General features: G+C 55.8%; 19 protein-coding genes. 11 read left to right on the forward strand and 8 right to left on the reverse strand.

Translation table 11 applies throughout. The annotated features are described in order from the left end of the window. Nucleotides 1–27: 27 nt before the first annotated feature. A complete protein-coding gene (dapF, locus tag ORG26_RS03605; RefSeq protein WP_266367160.1) occupies nucleotides 28–789 on the reverse strand; it encodes a diaminopimelate epimerase in 762 nt (253 codons plus the stop codon). Nucleotides 790–934: 145 nt separating this feature from the next. Continuing rightward, entirely contained in the window at nucleotides 935–1,303 is a 369-nt protein-coding gene (gene rplS / locus ORG26_RS03610) for a 50S ribosomal protein L19 (RefSeq protein WP_266367161.1), read from the reverse strand. A gap of 313 nt (nucleotides 1,304–1,616) precedes the next feature. Between rplS and ORG26_RS03615 the strand changes: the two genes are divergently transcribed. Then, on the forward strand, nucleotides 1,617–3,116 hold the full coding sequence (locus ORG26_RS03615; RefSeq protein ID WP_266367162.1) for an NAD(P)H-hydrate dehydratase: 1,500 nt from the start codon (nucleotides 1,617–1,619) through the stop codon (nucleotides 3,114–3,116). Between the two features lie 428 nt (nucleotides 3,117–3,544). Then, nucleotides 3,545–3,709 carry a hypothetical protein gene (locus ORG26_RS03620; RefSeq protein WP_266367163.1) on the forward strand — a complete coding sequence of 55 codons (165 nt, stop codon included), beginning with the start codon at nucleotides 3,545–3,547 and terminating at the stop codon, nucleotides 3,707–3,709. 21 nt (nucleotides 3,710–3,730) lie between these two features. Here the strand turns inward: ORG26_RS03620 and feoB are convergent, their stop codons facing one another. Beyond that, nucleotides 3,731–5,851, reverse strand: coding sequence for a ferrous iron transport protein B (feoB, locus tag ORG26_RS03625; protein ID WP_266367164.1), 2,121 nt, complete (start codon nucleotides 5,849–5,851; stop codon nucleotides 3,731–3,733). A gap of 89 nt (nucleotides 5,852–5,940) precedes the next feature. Next, a complete protein-coding gene (locus ORG26_RS03630; protein ID WP_266367165.1) occupies nucleotides 5,941–6,165 on the reverse strand; it encodes a FeoA family protein in 225 nt (74 codons plus the stop codon). Between the two features lie 306 nt (nucleotides 6,166–6,471). Between ORG26_RS03630 and ORG26_RS03635 the strand changes: the two genes are divergently transcribed. From ORG26_RS03635 to ORG26_RS03665, 7 genes are all read left to right on the forward strand, one after another. Beyond that, a complete protein-coding gene (locus ORG26_RS03635; RefSeq protein ID WP_266367166.1) occupies nucleotides 6,472–7,137 on the forward strand; it encodes a heme exporter protein CcmB in 666 nt (221 codons plus the stop codon). A 118-nt stretch (nucleotides 7,138–7,255) separates the two neighbouring features. Beyond that, the gene (gene ccsA, locus ORG26_RS03640) at nucleotides 7,256–7,954 is read left to right on the forward strand and encodes a cytochrome c biogenesis protein CcsA (protein WP_266367167.1); all 699 of its coding nucleotides are present in this window, start codon (nucleotides 7,256–7,258) and stop codon (nucleotides 7,952–7,954) included. Between the two features lie 42 nt (nucleotides 7,955–7,996). Beyond that, the gene (locus ORG26_RS03645) at nucleotides 7,997–8,221 is read left to right on the forward strand and encodes a CcmD family protein (RefSeq protein ID WP_266367168.1); all 225 of its coding nucleotides are present in this window, start codon (nucleotides 7,997–7,999) and stop codon (nucleotides 8,219–8,221) included. 96 nt (nucleotides 8,222–8,317) lie between these two features. Further along, nucleotides 8,318–8,758 carry a cytochrome c maturation protein CcmE domain-containing protein gene (locus ORG26_RS03650; RefSeq protein ID WP_266367169.1) on the forward strand — a complete coding sequence of 147 codons (441 nt, stop codon included), beginning with the start codon at nucleotides 8,318–8,320 and terminating at the stop codon, nucleotides 8,756–8,758. A gap of 3 nt (nucleotides 8,759–8,761) precedes the next feature. Next, a complete protein-coding gene (gene ccsA / locus ORG26_RS03655; RefSeq protein WP_266367170.1) occupies nucleotides 8,762–11,329 on the forward strand; it encodes a cytochrome c biogenesis protein CcsA in 2,568 nt (855 codons plus the stop codon). A gap of 112 nt (nucleotides 11,330–11,441) precedes the next feature. Then, entirely contained in the window at nucleotides 11,442–11,690 is a 249-nt protein-coding gene (locus tag ORG26_RS03660) for a hypothetical protein (RefSeq protein WP_266367171.1), read from the forward strand. Between the two features lie 8 nt (nucleotides 11,691–11,698). Beyond that, nucleotides 11,699–12,988, forward strand: a complete 1,290-nt coding sequence (locus ORG26_RS03665) for a hemolysin family protein (protein ID WP_266367172.1) — start codon at nucleotides 11,699–11,701, stop codon at nucleotides 12,986–12,988. A 25-nt stretch (nucleotides 12,989–13,013) separates the two neighbouring features. Here ORG26_RS03665 and ORG26_RS03670 read toward each other — a convergent pair whose 3' ends face one another. Beyond that, entirely contained in the window at nucleotides 13,014–13,814 is an 801-nt protein-coding gene (locus ORG26_RS03670; protein ID WP_266367173.1) for a LytR/AlgR family response regulator transcription factor, read from the reverse strand. An 89-nt stretch (nucleotides 13,815–13,903) separates the two neighbouring features. On the opposite strand from ORG26_RS03670, the gene ORG26_RS03675 reads away from it, so the two are divergent. Both ORG26_RS03675 and ORG26_RS03680 read left to right on the forward strand, forming a co-directional pair. Beyond that, entirely contained in the window at nucleotides 13,904–14,350 is a 447-nt protein-coding gene (locus ORG26_RS03675; RefSeq protein ID WP_266367174.1) for a ferritin-like domain-containing protein, read from the forward strand. Between the two features lie 103 nt (nucleotides 14,351–14,453). Then, on the forward strand, nucleotides 14,454–14,903 hold the full coding sequence (locus ORG26_RS03680; protein ID WP_266367175.1) for a ferritin-like domain-containing protein: 450 nt from the start codon (nucleotides 14,454–14,456) through the stop codon (nucleotides 14,901–14,903). Between the two features lie 87 nt (nucleotides 14,904–14,990). Here the strand turns inward: ORG26_RS03680 and ORG26_RS03685 are convergent, their stop codons facing one another. From ORG26_RS03685 to ORG26_RS03695, 3 genes are all read right to left on the reverse strand, one after another. Continuing rightward, nucleotides 14,991–15,344 (reverse strand): hypothetical protein, encoded by a 354-nt coding sequence (locus ORG26_RS03685; protein WP_266367176.1) that lies wholly within the window; start codon nucleotides 15,342–15,344, stop codon nucleotides 14,991–14,993. A gap of 86 nt (nucleotides 15,345–15,430) precedes the next feature. Continuing rightward, on the reverse strand, nucleotides 15,431–16,483 hold the full coding sequence (locus ORG26_RS03690) for a sensor histidine kinase (protein WP_266367177.1): 1,053 nt from the start codon (nucleotides 16,481–16,483) through the stop codon (nucleotides 15,431–15,433). Nucleotides 16,484–16,485: 2 nt separating this feature from the next. After that, a complete protein-coding gene (locus ORG26_RS03695) occupies nucleotides 16,486–17,202 on the reverse strand; it encodes an ABC transporter ATP-binding protein (protein WP_266367178.1) in 717 nt (238 codons plus the stop codon). Nucleotides 17,203–17,315: the final 113 nt, after the last annotated feature.

Genomic DNA, 17,315 nt, shown 5'->3' on the forward strand with positions numbered 1-17,315 from the left:
CCGGATACCGGGAGGAATGACCCGGTTTTACAGACGTCCTTCAAAAACCCGCACGGCCGGACCGGTCAGGTAGATGTTGGCAAACGAATCCCCGGCGTTTTCGAACGAAACGCGCAGGTCGCCGCCCAGGGTCCGGATGCTGACCGGGCTGCTCATGCCCAGTTGCCGATGCGCCACCAGTGCCGCGGCCGTGACGCCCGTTCCGCAGGAATACGTTTCGTCCTCGACGCCCCGCTCGTAAGTCCGCACAAACAGCGCATTTCCGCCGATGGGCTGCATAAAGTTGGCGTTGGTGCCGCCGGGCGCAAAAGCGTCCGCGTACCGGATTTGCCGCCCCTCGCCCACAACGTCCAGGGATTCCACGTCCTCGACCAGTTTGACCACATGCGGCGAACCGGTGTTCAGAAAGGCGTAGGCGGGCTGGAGCGCAAAGTCCGACACCTGCCCCATTTTCAGGGCGATTTCCGATTCCGTCGCCGTGGCTTCGTGCTCACCATCGACCGCCAGAAAACGGGTGTGCGTCTCAAAGAGACCCAGATCGTGCGCAAACCGGACGATGCAGCGACCGCCGTTGCCGCACATGCTGCCTTCGGCCCCATCGGCATTGTAATACACCATCCGGAAGTCGTAGTTCGGGTGATTCTGGAGCAGAATCAGTCCGTCGGCGCCGATGCCGAAGCGGCGGTGGCACAGCCGGGCGATTTCGGCCTGGGAGGCGGCAAACGTCCCCGCCCGGTCGTCGATCAGGATAAAGTCGTTGCCCGTGCCCTGGTATTTGAAGAAAGTCATAAACAAAGTTATAAAAGCCGTAAGTACAAAAGCGGTCCGCCGCCGCGGTCGTAAGTCGTAAATGCGCCGCCTCAATTCAAAGCTAGCGGAGCACTTACGACTTACGACCGCGGCGGCGGACCGCTTTTGCACTTACAATTCCTTTTTACGCTGTTGCTTTCGGCTTACGCTCTTTGATACGAGCGGCTTTGCCCTGACGACCACGGAGGTAGAACAGGCGAGCGCGACGGACTTTACCAAGGCGAACCACTTCGATTTTCTCGATGTTCGGGGACAGGATCGGGAAGATACGCTCTACGCCGACACCGTTGGAAATTTTACGAACCGTGAAGGTTTCGCCGTTGGTGTTCGGGTTGCGGCGTTGCATCACCGTGCCCTGATAAACCTGAATCCGTTCTTTATTGCCTTCGCGGATTTTGACGTGTACATTGATCGTGTCACCCGCTTGAAACTGCGGGAAATCTGCCCGACGACCGGCGTTCTGGGCTTCGACCAGTTTAATGAGCTCGCTCATGACTGTATTATATTGTCGAGGTGTAATTATTGCCAAATGAGCCGCAAAGATAGTGATATGTCTCCAGATTATAAAAATATGCTTTAAATAAATTCCCGGCAGCGCAATAGATTGCTCCGTGTTTCGGTTTTTATCTATTTGGAATGACGGTATGGTTTAGAGGGCTGGATGGCTAAATGTTTGAATGGCTGAGCCGCATCCAGCCCTTTAAAACCATTCAACCATCAAACCATTCGACCATTCAATCATTCAGCCATCGAACCCTTCAACCATCCACCCATTCAACCATCCAAACTAACCCTTCATCTCTTTCATGAAAATCCTCTCCGTCGAACAGATTCGTGCGCTTGACCAGTACACCATTGAACACGAGCCGATTGCCCCGATCAACCTCATGGAACGGGCCGCCCAGGCTTTTGTGGAATGGTTCACCGAACGGTTCGACACGTCCCGCCCGGTCAAAATCTTCTGTGGGCTGGGCAACAACGGAGGCGACGGACTGGCGATTGCCCGGCTGCTGATTCAACTGGAGTACTCGGTTCAGGCGTTTATTGTCCGCTACGCGCCGCGTGAGTCGGAAGACTGCATGCATAACCACCGGCGGCTCAAACTCCTGACGACCATCGGGTACATCGAACAGGAGAAAGAAATGCCCGTTATTCGCCCGAACGAGATCGTCATCGACGCAATTCTGGGTTCCGGCCTCTCCCGACCGGCGGAGGGCATCATCCGGACCGTCATCGAGGCGATGAATTTCAGCCCGGCAATGGTCATCTCCGTGGACATTGCCAGCGGCCTGTATTCCGACGCTCCGACGCCGCTTAACGCCATCGCGGTGGAGCCCGACCAGACCGTAACGTTCCAACTGCCGAAACTGGCCTTTATGCAGCCGTCCAACAGCCGGTTTGTGGGCGAATGGCATTCCGTAGACATCGGGCTCAGCCGCACCTTTATCGACCGCCAGAAGACGCCGTTTTACTACACCACCGAAAAGGAAATCCGCCACCTGCTGCGCCGCCGCGACCGATTCGCGCACAAGGGCACGTTTGGCCACGCGCTGCTGCTGGCGGGAAGTTACGGCAAGATCGGAGCGGCGGTGCTGGCCTCCCGGGCCTGCCTGCGTTCGGGAGTCGGACTTCTGACGGTCCACGTCCCCCACTGCGGCTATCCAATTCTGCAAACTGCCGTCCCCGAAGCCATGTGCCTGCCCGACGACAACGCGGAAGTGCTCACCGGCTTCAGCCGGGTAATGGGCGAGGACTGGGGCGCTTATTCGGCGGTCGGCATCGGACCCGGAATAGGAAAATTCCCGGAAACGCTGGGGGTAGTCCGCAACCTGCTGGACCGCGCCCGGAAGCCCGTCGTCATTGACGCCGACGCCCTGAATCTGCTGGGCGAAAACCGGGATTTGCTGGGCAAACTGCCTCAAAACAGCATTCTGACGCCGCATCCGAGGGAGTTTGAGCGCCTGACGCGCCGCTGGAATAACGATTACGAAAAGCTGACGCTGCTGCGGGAATTTGCCAAGAAACACCAGGTAATTGTTGTACTCAAGGGGGCACATACCGCCATTGCGCTTCCCGACGGCAGTGTGCACTTCAATTCCACCGGCAATCCGGGCATGAGCACCGGCGGCTCGGGCGATGTGCTGACGGGAATTCTGACGGCGCTGCTCGCCCAGGGATACGACCCCGTGGAGGCCGCCGTACTGGGCGTCTACCAGCACGGAGCGGCGGGAGACCGGGCCGCCCAGCGGTTCGGACAAACCGCTATCACCGCCCAGGACATAGCCGAATCCCTCCGCTGGGAATAGTTTGATTATCAGACAGAACCCGGTCTTATAGGGTAAAAAAGCTGTAGAAATAAGCCCCGGCGCTGTGGAAAAAATTCTACAGTGCCGGGGCTTATTTCTTAGGAAAAATCCTTTCCCGCTTACCGTTTAAAAAGAAGTATAGATTACAAAAGCCTCATACATAATCCAGAAGCGGGAACGCCCGAAAAACGGAGAAAACGGCTGCGTGCTGGAACAGTTGTTGACATTACGAAAAAGGAATCAGCAAGGCTCCGCAAAACTGTGGTTATCTGACCACCTTCTTTGTTCCCAAGGGCTGCTCCGGGTACCGCTCAGCGACGATTTGTATCGTACAATCCCCTGAAATTCATAATACGTAAAAATACGCTGGTGCCATCTGGCTTTTGCACCGACCTTTGTAACCGTAATCTACACCAACAACCGAAACAATGAAAAACGCCGTTCAAAACAACTGGAGAGTATCGCGTTCGCACCGTCGCTTCCGTTTCGATCTGGATCAAATTTCCTTCATGGGCGTCCTGACCGCTCTGATTTTCATTTATATTCTTTTCCACTTCATCTACCCGATGATCTCCAAAGGGCTGCTGTGGTAAAGTAAGTAACCTTCCTCTTTTTTACTTCAACAGCTGGTAGACCAGAAAAGCGGACAGATAGGCCAGTGCCGACATGTAAACCAGTTGCACGGCCGGCCATTTCCAGCTTTTCGTTTCCCGGTAAACCGTCGCCAGGGTGCTCATGCACATCATGGCAAACACGTAGAAGATTAGCAGCGAAAAGGCCAGTGCCGGGGTGTACATAGCCCCGCCCGTGTCGGGGTTCTTTTCGTTGCGGAGTTTTTCCTTGATGGTGGCATTGTTTTCGTCGCCGTCGCCCCCCCCAATGCTGTAAATGGTCACAATCGTTCCGACGAATACTTCGCGGGCCGCAAACGAGGACAACAGCGCAATGCCAATTTTCCAATCATACCCCAAAGGCCGGATGGCTGGCTCGATCAGGTGTCCGAACCGGCCGGCGTACGAGGCTTCGAGCCGGGCAGCCGCTACCTGGTTATCAATGACCTCCGCCTGCTGGCCCGTCAGATTCTGACGCACCTCTTTTTCTGCCTGTTCCAGGCTGTCGCCGGGTCCGTAGGAAGCCAGTACCCAGAGGATGATCGATATGGCGACGATGATCCGCCCGGCTTCCCAGATGAATGACCGGACGCTTTCCCAGACCGTCAGGCCGACGTGGTTCCAGCGGGGCATCTTGTAGGTCGGCAGTTCCATGACAAACAGGCTCCGCTCCCGGGCTTTGATGATTTTCTTGAACACGTACGCCGCCACCAGGGCCGAACCCAGCCCCAGCAGATACAGGCCCATCAACACCAGTCCCTGCAGATTGAACAGGCCCAGAATCGTTTCTTCCGGCACCACCAGCGCCACCAGAATGGTGTAAATTGGCAGGCGGGCCGAGCAACTCATCAGAGGCGTCACCAGAATGGTAATCAGTCGTTCGCGCCAGGAACCGATGGCCCGGGTTGCCATAATGGCCGGAACGGCGCAGGCAACGCCCGAAATCAGCGGGACGACACTTCGCCCGTTCAGACCGAATTTGCGCATGATGCGGTCCATCAGCACCATCACCCTGGACATGTATCCGGATTCTTCCAGAATAGCCACCAGCAGAAACAGGAACGCGATCTGCGGGGCAAAGACCAGGACCCCGCCGATACCCGCCAGAATGCCGTCGGTCAGCAGGTCGGTCAGCGGGCCTGCCGGAAGGGTTTCGTGCAGCCATTCGTTCAGGGCGGCCATGCCCCCGTCGATGGCGTCCATCGGAATCGACGCCCAGGCGAAGACGGCCTGAAAGATGAGGAACATGATACTTCCAAAAAGCACATACCCCCAAATTGGATGCAGCAGAAAACGATCGAGCTTCTGGCTCCAGGTCGGCTGGTCCAGCGGACGGCGGTCAACGACCGCATCTTTCACTACGTGGCGAATGCGTTTGTAGCGTTCGATGGTTTCGTGGGCCTGAAAGGGCTGTTCGGCAAAGCTGTGCTTTTCGATCAGTTTGTCGAGTCCCTGCCGCTGCGGAACGTCAAGAAACGAAAATCCGTCGTGCTGGATGATGTACTGGAGCGCCAGGTAATTGTTGGCAAGTTTGTACTGGCTTTTAACGTCGGTCAGCAGGCCGTTGAGATCTTCGGCGGGGTCGTAAAAAAGAGCAGCGACCGGTTCGGGCTGAGCCAGTTGCTGCAAAACGGCATTTTTGAGCAGATCCAGCCCCTCGCCAACGCGGGCGTTGATTTTCACCACGGCAACCCCCAGCCGCATAGCCAGCGTCACGGCGTTGACTTCCTGGTGGTGCTGCCGGGCCACGTCGAGCATGTTCAGCGCCAGAATGACGGGAACACCCAGGTCGGCCACCTGCGTGAAAAGCAGTAAATTTCGGTGGAGGTTGGAAGCGTCGGCCACCACGACCGCCACGTCGGGATAATCCGGATGAGCGGGGTTGGCCAGAATGTCGGTTACGATCCGCTCGTCGGCCGATTTGGGGTAGATGCTGTAGACCCCCGGCAGGTCAACGACCGTCGCGGTGACGGCACCGCTGAGGGCTACCGTGCCCGATTTTTTATCGACGGTGACCCCCGGGAAGTTGCCCACTTTCTGCCGGAGGCCGGTCAGGTGGTTGAACAACGACGATTTCCCGGCGTTCGGGTTGCCGATAAGCGCTATGACAGGATTTGATTTCAATTCGATCGTCAGGAATGTCGGCTACCGTCAGGCAGGGTCAGAAGTCGTTACAAACTTTTCCTGACATACAGGGCCCTGCCCAACCACACTTACTCAACCAGAATCGTCGCAGCTTCCGATTTCCGCATCGAGAGGCAGTAGCCGGACACGTTCAGACAAATGGGGTCGCCAAGGGGAGCTTTGCAGTGCAGGCAAACTTCCGCACCGGGCAGACAGCCCATTTCCAGCAGTTTCAGCGACATCCACTGGTCACTAAACGCTTTAATGACTGCCTTTTCCCCAATTTTCAGGTCTGCTACGCTACGGTTGCTCATTGCGCGGTGCCGCTTATTTAGATTCAATAAAAATAACGCAAGTTTACGGACCGCAGTTCGCTTTTCCAATAAAAGCGGCGAAAAAAACAACCGGGCTGGACGGTCCGTTTGATAACGACAAAAGTAGTTTGGCATGCACAGAAGGCCAATAACCTTATTTAGACCAGCTAAATGATTTTTGTCACCAAAAAAGCCGGACCGCATCAACCGGAACTGGGGTTTGTGTCGTAATTTTGTGAAATAATTAAGATAACGCGGGCCGCAGCGGGCGTCAGTTCGTCCGGTTATGGCCAACGGCAGTGCAGCATGCTGAAACAGATTGGAGTTTTGATGGAGAAGGAGTTCCGGCTGGAGTGGCGGCAACGCTACGCCCTGAACGGGATTCTGCTGTACATTGTCAGTACGGTGTTTGTCTGCTACCTGTGTTTTAGTATGCGCCGCAACCAGCTCACGCCGATGGTCTGGAACGCGTTGTTTTGGATTATTCTGCTGTTTACGGCCATCAACGCCATTGCTAAAAGCTTTGTGCAGGAACGGGCCGGACGGTTGCTGTACTACTATACCCTGGCGAGTCCCCAGCAGATTATTGTCTCGAAAATCCTGTACAATACGGTGCTGATGCTCGGTCTGGCGGCGCTGGGTTTTATCGTGTACGCCTTTGTACTGGGCAATCCGGTGCAGGACCTGCTCCTGTTTGTGGCCAACCTGCTGCTCGGGGCGCTGGGCTTTGCCGCCACGCTGACCCTGATTGCCGGTATTGCCTCCAAAGCCGAAAACAGCGCGACGCTGATGGCCGTGCTGAGCTTTCCGGTGGTGCTTCCTCTGTTGCTTATGCTGATTCGGGTGTCAAAAAATGCACTTGACGGCCTTGACCGTAGCGTAAGTACCGACGAAATCCTGACCTTGCTGGCGATTGATGCCATCGTGCTGGCGGTTTCGTGGATGCTGTTTCCGTTTTTGTGGCGGAGCTAGGTGTACCAACGGCTTAAAACCCGTTAGGGAGTATCAATGGGCTTCAGCCCGTTGCCAGAAGAAATAAAACGGGCATCAGCCCGCGGATACAAAACAACGGGCTGAAGCCCGTCGATACATGAAAAAGAACTGGTGGAAATTACTGACCGTCGTCATTCTGACCTACGTCATTCTGGTGGGCCTGCTGGGCAATGTTCCCCGGCAACCGATTCTGAACGAAAGCATTCGCAACGTGTACTTCCACGTACCGCTCTGGTTCGGAATGATTATCCTGATGCTTACTTCGATGATTTACTCGGTGCGATACCTGCGGAACGGCCGGTTTGCCGATGATCTGGTGGCCGTTGAATTTGCCAATACGGCCATTGTGTTCGGTATTCTGGGCTGCGCCACGGGGTCGATCTGGGCCAATTACACCTGGGGCACTCCCTGGCCCAACGACCCCAAGACCAACGCCGTTGCGGTGGCTATGCTGATGTATTTCGCGTATCTGATCCTGCGCAACTCGTTTGACGACGAACAGCGGCGGGCCCGGATTTCGGCGATTTACAACATCTTCACGTTTGCGGTTTTCATTCCGCTCATTTTTGTGCTTCCGCGTCTGACCGATTCGCTGCACCCCGGCAACGGCGGTAACCCGGCCTTCGGTCAGTATGACATGGACAACCAGATGCGGCAGGTGTTCTACCCGGCCGTGATCGGCTGGACGCTGCTGGGCGTGTGGATCACCCAGTTGCGGGTCCGGGTGCGCCGGCTGGACGAAATGCTGGAAGACGTGCTGGACTCGCGGCAAAATGCCCGGACGACGGCGGAATGATTGTCCGCCCGCTTTTGTTATACTCTTAGTCGACCCATTCTTATGTTCCGTACACTTGTTGTCTTTTTTGCACTGCTGCTGTCGTCCCTGACGGTATTTGCCCAGGGTGCTTCTGCCGACGTCGAGATGGCCGACCGCCTGCGCGCCGACGGCAAAATATGGGTTGTGGTGGCCGTCATCGCCGCAACCTTCTTCGGCATCATCTTTTACCTCACCCGGCTGGACAGCAAAATCAGTAAACTGGAAAAGGAAATCAAAAATAAATAAGCCATACCGACCTCAGACGCAGGACAGGTGACCCAAACCCTGAGGTCGCGCGGCCGAAGTCTTTTGTCCCTTGTCTAAATTCCCTTTTGTCAAACCATGAAAAAGATACACATCATCGCCCTTCTGGTCATCGCTGCGGCCATTACGATCATCGTTTCGACGGCCGGCGACGCCAGCACGTACGTGAACTTTACCCAAGCCGAATCGCTGGCAAAAGATGGTGAATCGGATGCCGTGCACGTTGTCGGCAAACTGAAGAAAGACGCATCCGGACGGATTGAAGGCATGGAGTACCAGCCGGCTCTGGACCCCAACCATTTTGTCTTTACGCTGGTAGACAACGACAACCGGGTCAAACGGGTTATCTACAACGCCCCCAAACCGCAGGACTTCGACCGTTCGGAGCAGATTGTGGTTATCGGCTCGATGAAAGGCGACCATTTTCAGGCTGACAAAATTCTGCTGAAATGCCCGTCGAAGTACAATGACGGAAAGCTCGAAACTACGGAGCACGAAGCTAAAACTGCCCAACTGTAATCCATGATACATACCTTCGTCGGTAACCTCGGTCACTTTTTCGTTATTCTTTCCTTCGTCACGGCGCTCGTGGCGACGGTGGCATACCTGAACGTGTCCCTGGCCGCAACCGACCATCCCTCTCTTGATCAGGGCCCGCTGGCACAATGGCGTCGGCTGGCCCGTGGCTCGTTTTACCTGCATGCCGTCGCCGTGACGGGTGTGGTGGCCAGCCTGTTCTACATCGTTTACAACCATTATTTCGAATACCATTACGCCTGGAGCCACTCTTCGCGGGCGCTGCCGACGCACTTCATGATTTCCAGCTTCTGGGAAGGCCAGGAGGGCAGTTTTCTGCTGTGGCTTTTCTGGGACGCCCTGCTGGCGATTGTGTTGATCAATACCAACCGCAAATGGGAAGCCCCCGTCATGACGGTCTTTGGCCTCGTGCAGGCTTTTCTGGCGTCCATGATTCTGGGCGTGGTGTTCTTCGAGAAATACAAGCTCGGCAGTTCGCCGTTCCTGCTGCTGCGGGAAGCTCTGCCGGACACGCCGATTTTTGCGACCGACCCAAATTTTATTCCGAAAGACGGCAACGGCCTCAATCCTCTGCTCCAGAACTACTGGATGGTGATTCACCCGCCGACGCTGTTTCTAGGCTACGCCACGACGCTCGTGCCGTTTGCCTACGCTATGGCGGGCCTGTGGCGGAAAGACCCGATCGACTGGATGCGGCCTGCCCTGCCGTGGGCGCTGTTCTCGGCGGTCGTGCTGGGCGTCGGTATTCTGATGGGCGGCTACTGGGCGTACGAAACCCTCAACTTCGGCGGCTACTGGAACTGGGACCCCGTCGAAAACTCGGTCTTTGTGCCCTGGCTGACGCTGGTGGCGGCGATTCACATGATGCTGATCGGACGGAAGAATTCGACCGGCCTCAAAGCCGCGCTGATTCTGAACATCACGACGTTCCTGCTGATTCTGTATTCGACCTTCGTCACCCGGAGTGGTATTCTGGGCAACGCTTCGGTCCACTCCTTTACGGATCTGGGCCTTTCGGGGCAGTTGCTGCTGTATCTGCTGGCGTTCCTGTTCATGTCAGTGGGCCTGCTGGTTGTGCGCTGGAAAACGCTGCCGAAAGATGAGCAGGAAGCATCGACCTACTCGCGGGAGTTCTGGATGTTCCTCGGTGCCGTTGTGCTGACGCTGGCGGGTTTTCAGGTCATTGCCACGACGTCCATTCCGGTTTACAACGCGGTGCTGGAGCAGTTCGGCATTGTATCCAACCTGGCGCTGCCCGCCGATCAGGTAGGGCACTACAACAAATTCCAGATCTGGTTTTTTGCGGCGGTAGCGGTATTGACCGGCATCGGACAGTACGTCTGGTGGCGCAAAATCAAAGACCAGGCAACGTTCAGCAGCCTGATGACGCCGCTGCTGATTACCCTCGGTTTCAGTGCGGCCCTGATTATTTCCGGCAAACTGACCAATCCGTCGTACATGGTCCTGCTGACGGCGGCGGTGTTTGCCATCGTTGCCAACGGCAGCATTCTCTGGGGCGTGGTTAGGGGCAATTACAAGCTGTCGGGCGGGGCCGTCTCGCATATCGGCGTGGCGATGATGCTCATCGGCGTGCTGTTTTCGTCCGGTTTCTCCCGGGTGGTGTCCATCAACGGCACCGGGCTGCTGATTTCGCGGTCGGAAGATTTCACGAAAAACGATAACAAGGAAAACAAGGAAAACGTCATCCTGTGGTACAACCAGCCGCAGCAGATGAGCGGATACCTGCTGACCTACAAAGGCCAGCGCATCGAAGCGCGCGAAGTGCCGGGTTACCTGCCCAAAGACTGGGTGGAAGTCATCGAAGGCGATTTTCACGGCGTAGCCCTGCGCGACATCGAAAAGGACGGCAAGGTCTATTACAAAAAAGGCGATACGCTGGCGTTGTATCCCGAGAACACCTACTTCGAAGTGGAATACCGGCAGCCGGACGGCAAAATCTTCACGCTGTATCCGCGTTCGCAGGTTAACCAGAAGATGGGGCTGCTCTCGTCGCCGGACATCAAGCGCGACGTGAACCGCGACCTGTACACCTACGTCTCCTCCATCCCGGACCCGGAAAGCGAAGGGTCCTGGAGCCAGCCGGAAACGCATTCGGTGATGATGAAGGATACCTTCTTTGTCAACGACTACGTCGCCATTCTGGACAACGTGGTCCGGACGACGCAGGTTGACGGCACGGACCTGGGCCCTACCGATGCGGCCATTAAGGCAAACATCCGGGTGCTGGACAAGGACCGGGAGTACACGCTGTCCCCCGCCTTTGTCATCAAAGACCGGATGGTGGGTCGGATTCCCGAAACCAGTCAGGAACTCGGGCTGCGCATTCAGCTGAACGAAATCGACCCGCGTACGGGACAATTCACCTTTCAGACCAACACCACGCAGCGGGATTACATCGTCATGAAGGCGATGGAAAAGCCGCTCATCAACCTGCTCTGGCTCGGAACGCTGGTGCTGGTGGTCGGCTTCTCCATGTCGACCGTCCGCCGCTACCGGGAATTTACGCAGCTGCGAAATCAGGGAAAAGCTTAAAAAAAGTCAGTAAGTCGTAAGTCTCAAAGTCGTAAGGGACCCCACCGGATTGAGAAACGGCGGAGCCACTTGCGACTTTGAGACTTACAACTTACCGACCAACTTCCAATCGATGACAAGACTGAAAGAAACCATCCTTGTTTCCATGTCCATTGGCTGTTTCATCCTGTGGATCATGGAGTTTCGCCGGACCGGAAACTTTGGCGACCATTATTGGTTAATCATGCTGTGTCTGGCATTTCTGCTGGGCTTTCAGTATGTTCGTTACCAGCGGAAACAAAAAGCCGGCGATCAACCCGCCGTTCCGCTGCGCGACAAGCCGTCGACCGCCCCCAAACCGGGTAAGAAGCGGAAGCGGTAACCTGGCCTATGGAATCATTTAGTATACTGATCGGCGCACTGCTGGCTCTGGTGCTTGCCGGTTTTTTTTCCGCCGTCGAAACGGCTTATCTGTCCGTTAACCGGCTTTATTTCGAGCTGCACAGCAAACAGGGTCCGCTGGGCGAGAAACTGGTTTCCCGCTTCCTGAAACAGCCGATTCTGTTTGTCGGAACGACCCTCACGGGCAATACGCTTTTTCTGGTGCTTTACGGGGTTCTTGGCTTTACGGCGCTGAATCCGCTCCTGGCCGACTACCTGCCCCCCACCTTCACGGACCCGCTCGTCCTGATTGCGATTGAAACACTGATCCTGACGATTCTTTTTCTCCCGATAGCCGATTACCTGCCCAAAAGTCTGGCGCTGATTCATCCGGATGCCTTTCTGGAATGGCTGGCAATTCCGATCTGGATCATTTATCAGGTCATTGCGCCCGTCGTGCGGCTGATGGTGGGCCTGACCAAGGCGTTTAACCGGGTCGTCCTGCGAAGTAATTATTCCGAAATCCGGCCCGTCTTCGGCCTTACCGACCTGAACCATTATCTGGAGGAAATCAACCAGAAAGCGGTGGAGAACAACGAAGACGAAATCGACATCGACACCGAAATCCTGAACAACGCCATTGAATTCAGCTCGGCCACCGTGCGCGACTGCATGATTCCGCGTACCGAGATTACGGCTGTCTGCGTCGATGACACGATGGCGGAACTCGAAAAGGCGTTTCAGGAAAGCGGACACTCGAAGATTCTCGTCTACCGGGACAACATCGATGACGTAATCGGCTATTGCCACGCCCTGTCGCTGTTCAAAAAACCGGACTCCATCGAGGCGATTCTGATGCCCATCCGGGTCGTGCCCGAAAGCATGCCCGCCAGCGACCTGCTCGAAAAATTCCAGCGCGAACGGCGAAACATCGCCCTCGTGGTCGATGAATTCGGCGGAACCTCGGGCCTGGTAACGGTGGAGGATCTGGTCGAGCAGATCTTCGGGGAAATTCAGGATGAATACGACACGAACGAAGACTGGGCCGAGCGGCAGCTGGACGAGAACACCTGGCTGCTAAGCGCCCGGCACGAGATCGAATACCTGAACGAAACGTACGGCTGGGAAATCCCGGAGGGCGATTACGATACCCTCGGCGGCCTTTTGATCTCCCTGCACGAAGAACTTCCCGACGTGGGCGAAGTCATCGAACTCCATCCCTTCGTCTTCACCATCGAATCCATGAACGAAACCCGAATCGACATGGTGAAGGTTACGGTGATAAAGAGCAACGAATGAATAATGAACCGCGGCGGTTCATTATTCAAAAGCTTCCTCCCTCAAACCACTCCCGAAACTGGGCGGCTTTTTCCTTGCTGACGGTCACGTCGAGGCTGACGGGCTTCTTGAGCGAAAGAATCAGCTTTCCGGTATGGTGCGACTGGTAGCCGGCGATGGCTTCTACGTTGACCAGATTCTGCCGGTTGGCCCGGAAAAAATGCGTCGGGTCGGCCAGGTCTTCCAGTTCGTCGAGGGAGTGGTAATCGGTGACCAGTTTGCGGCCGTCGCTGGTGTGCAGGTAAATAAGTTCGTCGCGGCAGAAACAGGCGACATGCTCCTCCGCAACCGGAACAATCTGCCTCAGGTAATGCGCCGTAAACCGCCGTTTGTAGGCGCGCTGCTGGCCCCGGGCCGGTTGCAGATCGGCCAGCAGGTGGCTCAGCTGGTTTCGGAAATCGACGGATAACCCGCCCTGCCGCCATTGGTGAAATTTTGCAAAAGCCGCTTCCAGTTCCTCCTGATCGATGGGTTTGAGCAGGTAGTCGATGCTGTTGAGCTTGAAAGCCCGGATAGCGTACTCGTCGTAGGCCGTCGTGAAGATGATGGGGCACTGCGGGTTCACTTCGCGGTAAATGTCAAAACTCACGCCGTCGGACAGCTGAATGTCGGAGAGAATCAGATCCGGCTCGGGGGTCCCGCTTTCCCGAAGCTGGCGAAACCAGGTCAGGGCCGCCTGCACGCTTTCGAGCGGCCCCTGCAGTTGGGCGGTCGGTTCCAGGCTCCGCACCTGCCGCTCCAGAATCCGGGCCACCAGCGGTTCATCTTCTATTAGCAGAATGGTCATAATCCGTGCACTTACTCAGAAAAATAAAAAGCAAAAACAATCCCCGCCCACACCAGTTTTTTATTTGTTAACCCAATCAACTCAACACTATGGATAACGAAGAACTCGTTGAGACCCTCAACGACCTGGTCCGCATCAACAACGACCGCATTCAGGGCTTTAAAAAGTCCATTGAAGACAACGAAGACGCCCAGCTCAACGACCTGTTCCGTCACATGATGGTGCAGAGCCAGCAGTTTCGGAGCGAACTCGCTGACCATATTGTCCGCCTCGACGGTTCGGCTGTGGACGAAACGACGTCTACCGACCTGTCGAGCAAAGTACACCGTGCCTGGATCGACATCAAAGCCGCAGTGACGGGCAAAAACCGGGATACGATCCTCAGCTCCGTCGAGTTTGGCGAAAACGCCGCCGTAGAGGCCTACGAAGACGCACTGGACGATGAAGATCTGCCCGCGCACATCAAAACGCTGCTGGAAAGTCATCTTTCCAAACTGCGTGCTTCGCACGACCAGATGGCGAGCCTGCGGCACTAATCGTTGCCGGTTGTCTGTTTTCGGTTTTCCGTTGCTTGACTGAAGCAGGCAGCTTACTTTCGCGCAGCAACAGAAAACCGAAAACAGACAACTGAAAACGGATATGTCCAACGAAGACATTAACGACGTCCTGAGTGACCTCGTCCTGATTAACAACGACCGCATCCAGGGCTACGAGCGGGCTGCCCATGACATTGAAGACCCGCAGCTGGCCGACCTCTTCCGCAACCTCACCTCCCTGAGCCGCCGGTTCCGCTCGGACCTGGCCGACGTCATTGTCCGCTCGCACGGCACCGTTCCCGACACCTCCGAAACCAGCTCGGGCAGCAACTGGCACCGCGCCTGGATTGATATCAAGGCCTTTTTTACGGGAAAAGACCGCAACGCCATTCTTGATTCCTGTGTCTTCGGCGAAGACGCCGCCATCGCGGAGTACGAAGAAGTCCTCAAGCAGGAACACCTCCCCGCCTACATCCGCGATACGCTGACCCACCACCTGAGCGAACTCCGCCAAACCCGCGAACAGGTAGCCAGGATGAGGGAAATTAGTTAAGAGTTAAGAATTAAGAGTTAAAAGTAGGCTTCGCTGAGCCAGGACCTGAATGAGCGGAGCCTACTTTTAACTCTTAACTTTTAACTCTTAACTCTTAACTGACTTCCGTCCGGTCAGGGTGGCGACGCTTTCCAGGGCGCTGGACAGTTCGTGGAGGCGTGTTTTGAGGGATTCGTCGTCGGTTTCTTCGGCACCCTGACGGGCCAGTTTGGCCAGGGAATGCGCCGACTCGCCGATGGCCGCCGGGCGACCTTCCGCCAATGCGTGTTTCAACTGTTCCAGTTCGTCGGCAATGTTGTCTTCCAGCAGATGCCCGGCCCCCAGGGCGCGGACCCACTGGTCGATGAAACTGTTTGCCATCGGCAGCAGATGCCGGGGGTCGTTGCTCAATTCACGAACGGTGATGTCCAGCAGTTGGCTGGCGTTATGCGCCTGGGTCATAGGGATGTCAATTTTTTAGAGGAAAAGTTAAAAATTATTTTCAGACAAGAACGCTAACCCGAAAACAACCTCCTGAAAGGTCCGTTTCAAGGCGTGCCGTCGGGCAGGGCTTTTCCGTTGACCAGTGGCACGGACACAACGAATTTGCCTTCCCGTTCCCCGACCCGGATCGGTTCCCTTGTCAGAAATTGGTAGAGTGCTTTCAGATTTTTCAGGCCCTGCTGGTTAGAGGTTTCCACGTTCTGCTTCTGCTGGAGGCCATTTTCAACCGTCAGATGGTGATCGGCCGTATACACCCGAATATGCAGCGGATGGGCGGCATTGGCGGTGTTGTGTTTGAGCGCATTCTCCACCAGACTCTGAATCGTGAGCGGAACAATCTGTTTGTCGGCGTCTTCATCCGTGATGTTCACCTCAATCTGGAGCGACCCGTTGAAGCGGGTTTTCAGCAGAAAAATGTAGTTTTTGACAAAGTCCAGTTCCGTACTGAGGCTGACGAGGTCTTTGTCCTTGTGTTGCAGCACGTACCGGAACACCTTGGACAACTGCCGCAGAAACTGCGAAGCCAGCTCCGGATTTTCATGAATCAGCCCGTCGAGGGACGACAGGCTGTTGAACAGAAAATGCGGATTCAGCTGGTTTTTGAGGTTATCAAACTGCACCTGCGCCTTTTCCTGCTCCAGCCGGGCGGCCCGCACGGCATCCTCTTTCCAGCGGATCAGGAAGTGCTCGGCAATCAGGGCGGCATTGATCAGAAAAATGGCAAACAGAACCACCAGGACCAGCAGCACCAGCGTCGGACGGGTCAGATGGGCCTCAATGCCCGGAAGAAGGGGCAACACAATCAGATTGCCGAGTCCGAACAGAATCGTCGCAAACACTTTACTGACAGAAATCTGAATAAACAGCCGCCACCAAAGGTGTTTTTCCAGTGGCAGCCACCGGTTCAGGGTGCGATGAATAACTTCCGTCACGCCCCATCCGACCAGGATCATGCCGGTGGTGGCCGTGAAATCAAGGAGGTGCCAGCCCCAGTCTACCTCCGGCAGGGCCACTTCGCGGACGATCACCAGCCCGAAGGAGAAGGTCAGAAAGACCGCCAGAAAAATCTTGTTGCGAAGGGTCCAGAACGCTTTCATGCTTAACTCGAATGGCCGGACGGCACATATTGCCCGGCGGCGTGGGTGCTGATGATTTCTCCGTCGCTCATTTCAATCACCCGGTCGCTGCCCGCCGCAAAGTCCGGGTCGTGAGTCACGGCGATGATGGTCTGGTGATTCTCTTTTGCAATTTCGCGGAAAATATCGAATACAATCTGCGTGTTGGTCTTGTCGAGGTTGCCGGTTGGTTCGTCGCCCATCACGATGGTCGGGTCGTTGATGAGCGCCCGCGCGATGGCCACCCGCTGCTGCTGTCCGCCCGAGAGCTTTCCCGAAGGTTTCTGCGCAAAATCGCCAAGTCCGATCCGTCGCAGTTTCTCGTACGCCCGGTGCTCCACCTCCTGCCGCGAGTACCGGCCCAGCTTCAGCCCCGGCAGCATCACGTTCTGCAAAGCCGTAAATTCGGGCAGCAGGAAATGAAACTGGAAGACAAAACCGAGGTGCTCGTTGCGGAACCGCGACAGGTAATCCTGCGAGCGGCCCGTCAGCGGATCACCGCCGATTTCGAGCGTGCCTTCGTACTCCGTGTCCATGGTCGAAAGCAGGTACAGCAGCGTCGATTTGCCGCAGCCCGACTTGCCCACAATGGTCAGAAACTCCCCTTTCTGCGCTTCAAACGAAACGTTCTTCAGCACCTGAAACTTTTCGGGGTCGTAGAAATATTTGGTGAGGCCGGAAGCCTTTAATACCGGAGTCATATCGTCTTGAACTGGGATTTATACTGATTTGATTGATTTACAGGAGGAGCCGGTCACTCCGCTCAGGCATTCTGTATTCTTCCGTCCAGACTAGTCATAGTGAATCATTATAA

It is taken from the genome of Tellurirhabdus rosea, from assembly GCF_026278345.1.
Classification (GTDB): domain Bacteria; phylum Bacteroidota; class Bacteroidia; order Cytophagales; family Spirosomataceae; genus Tellurirhabdus; species Tellurirhabdus rosea.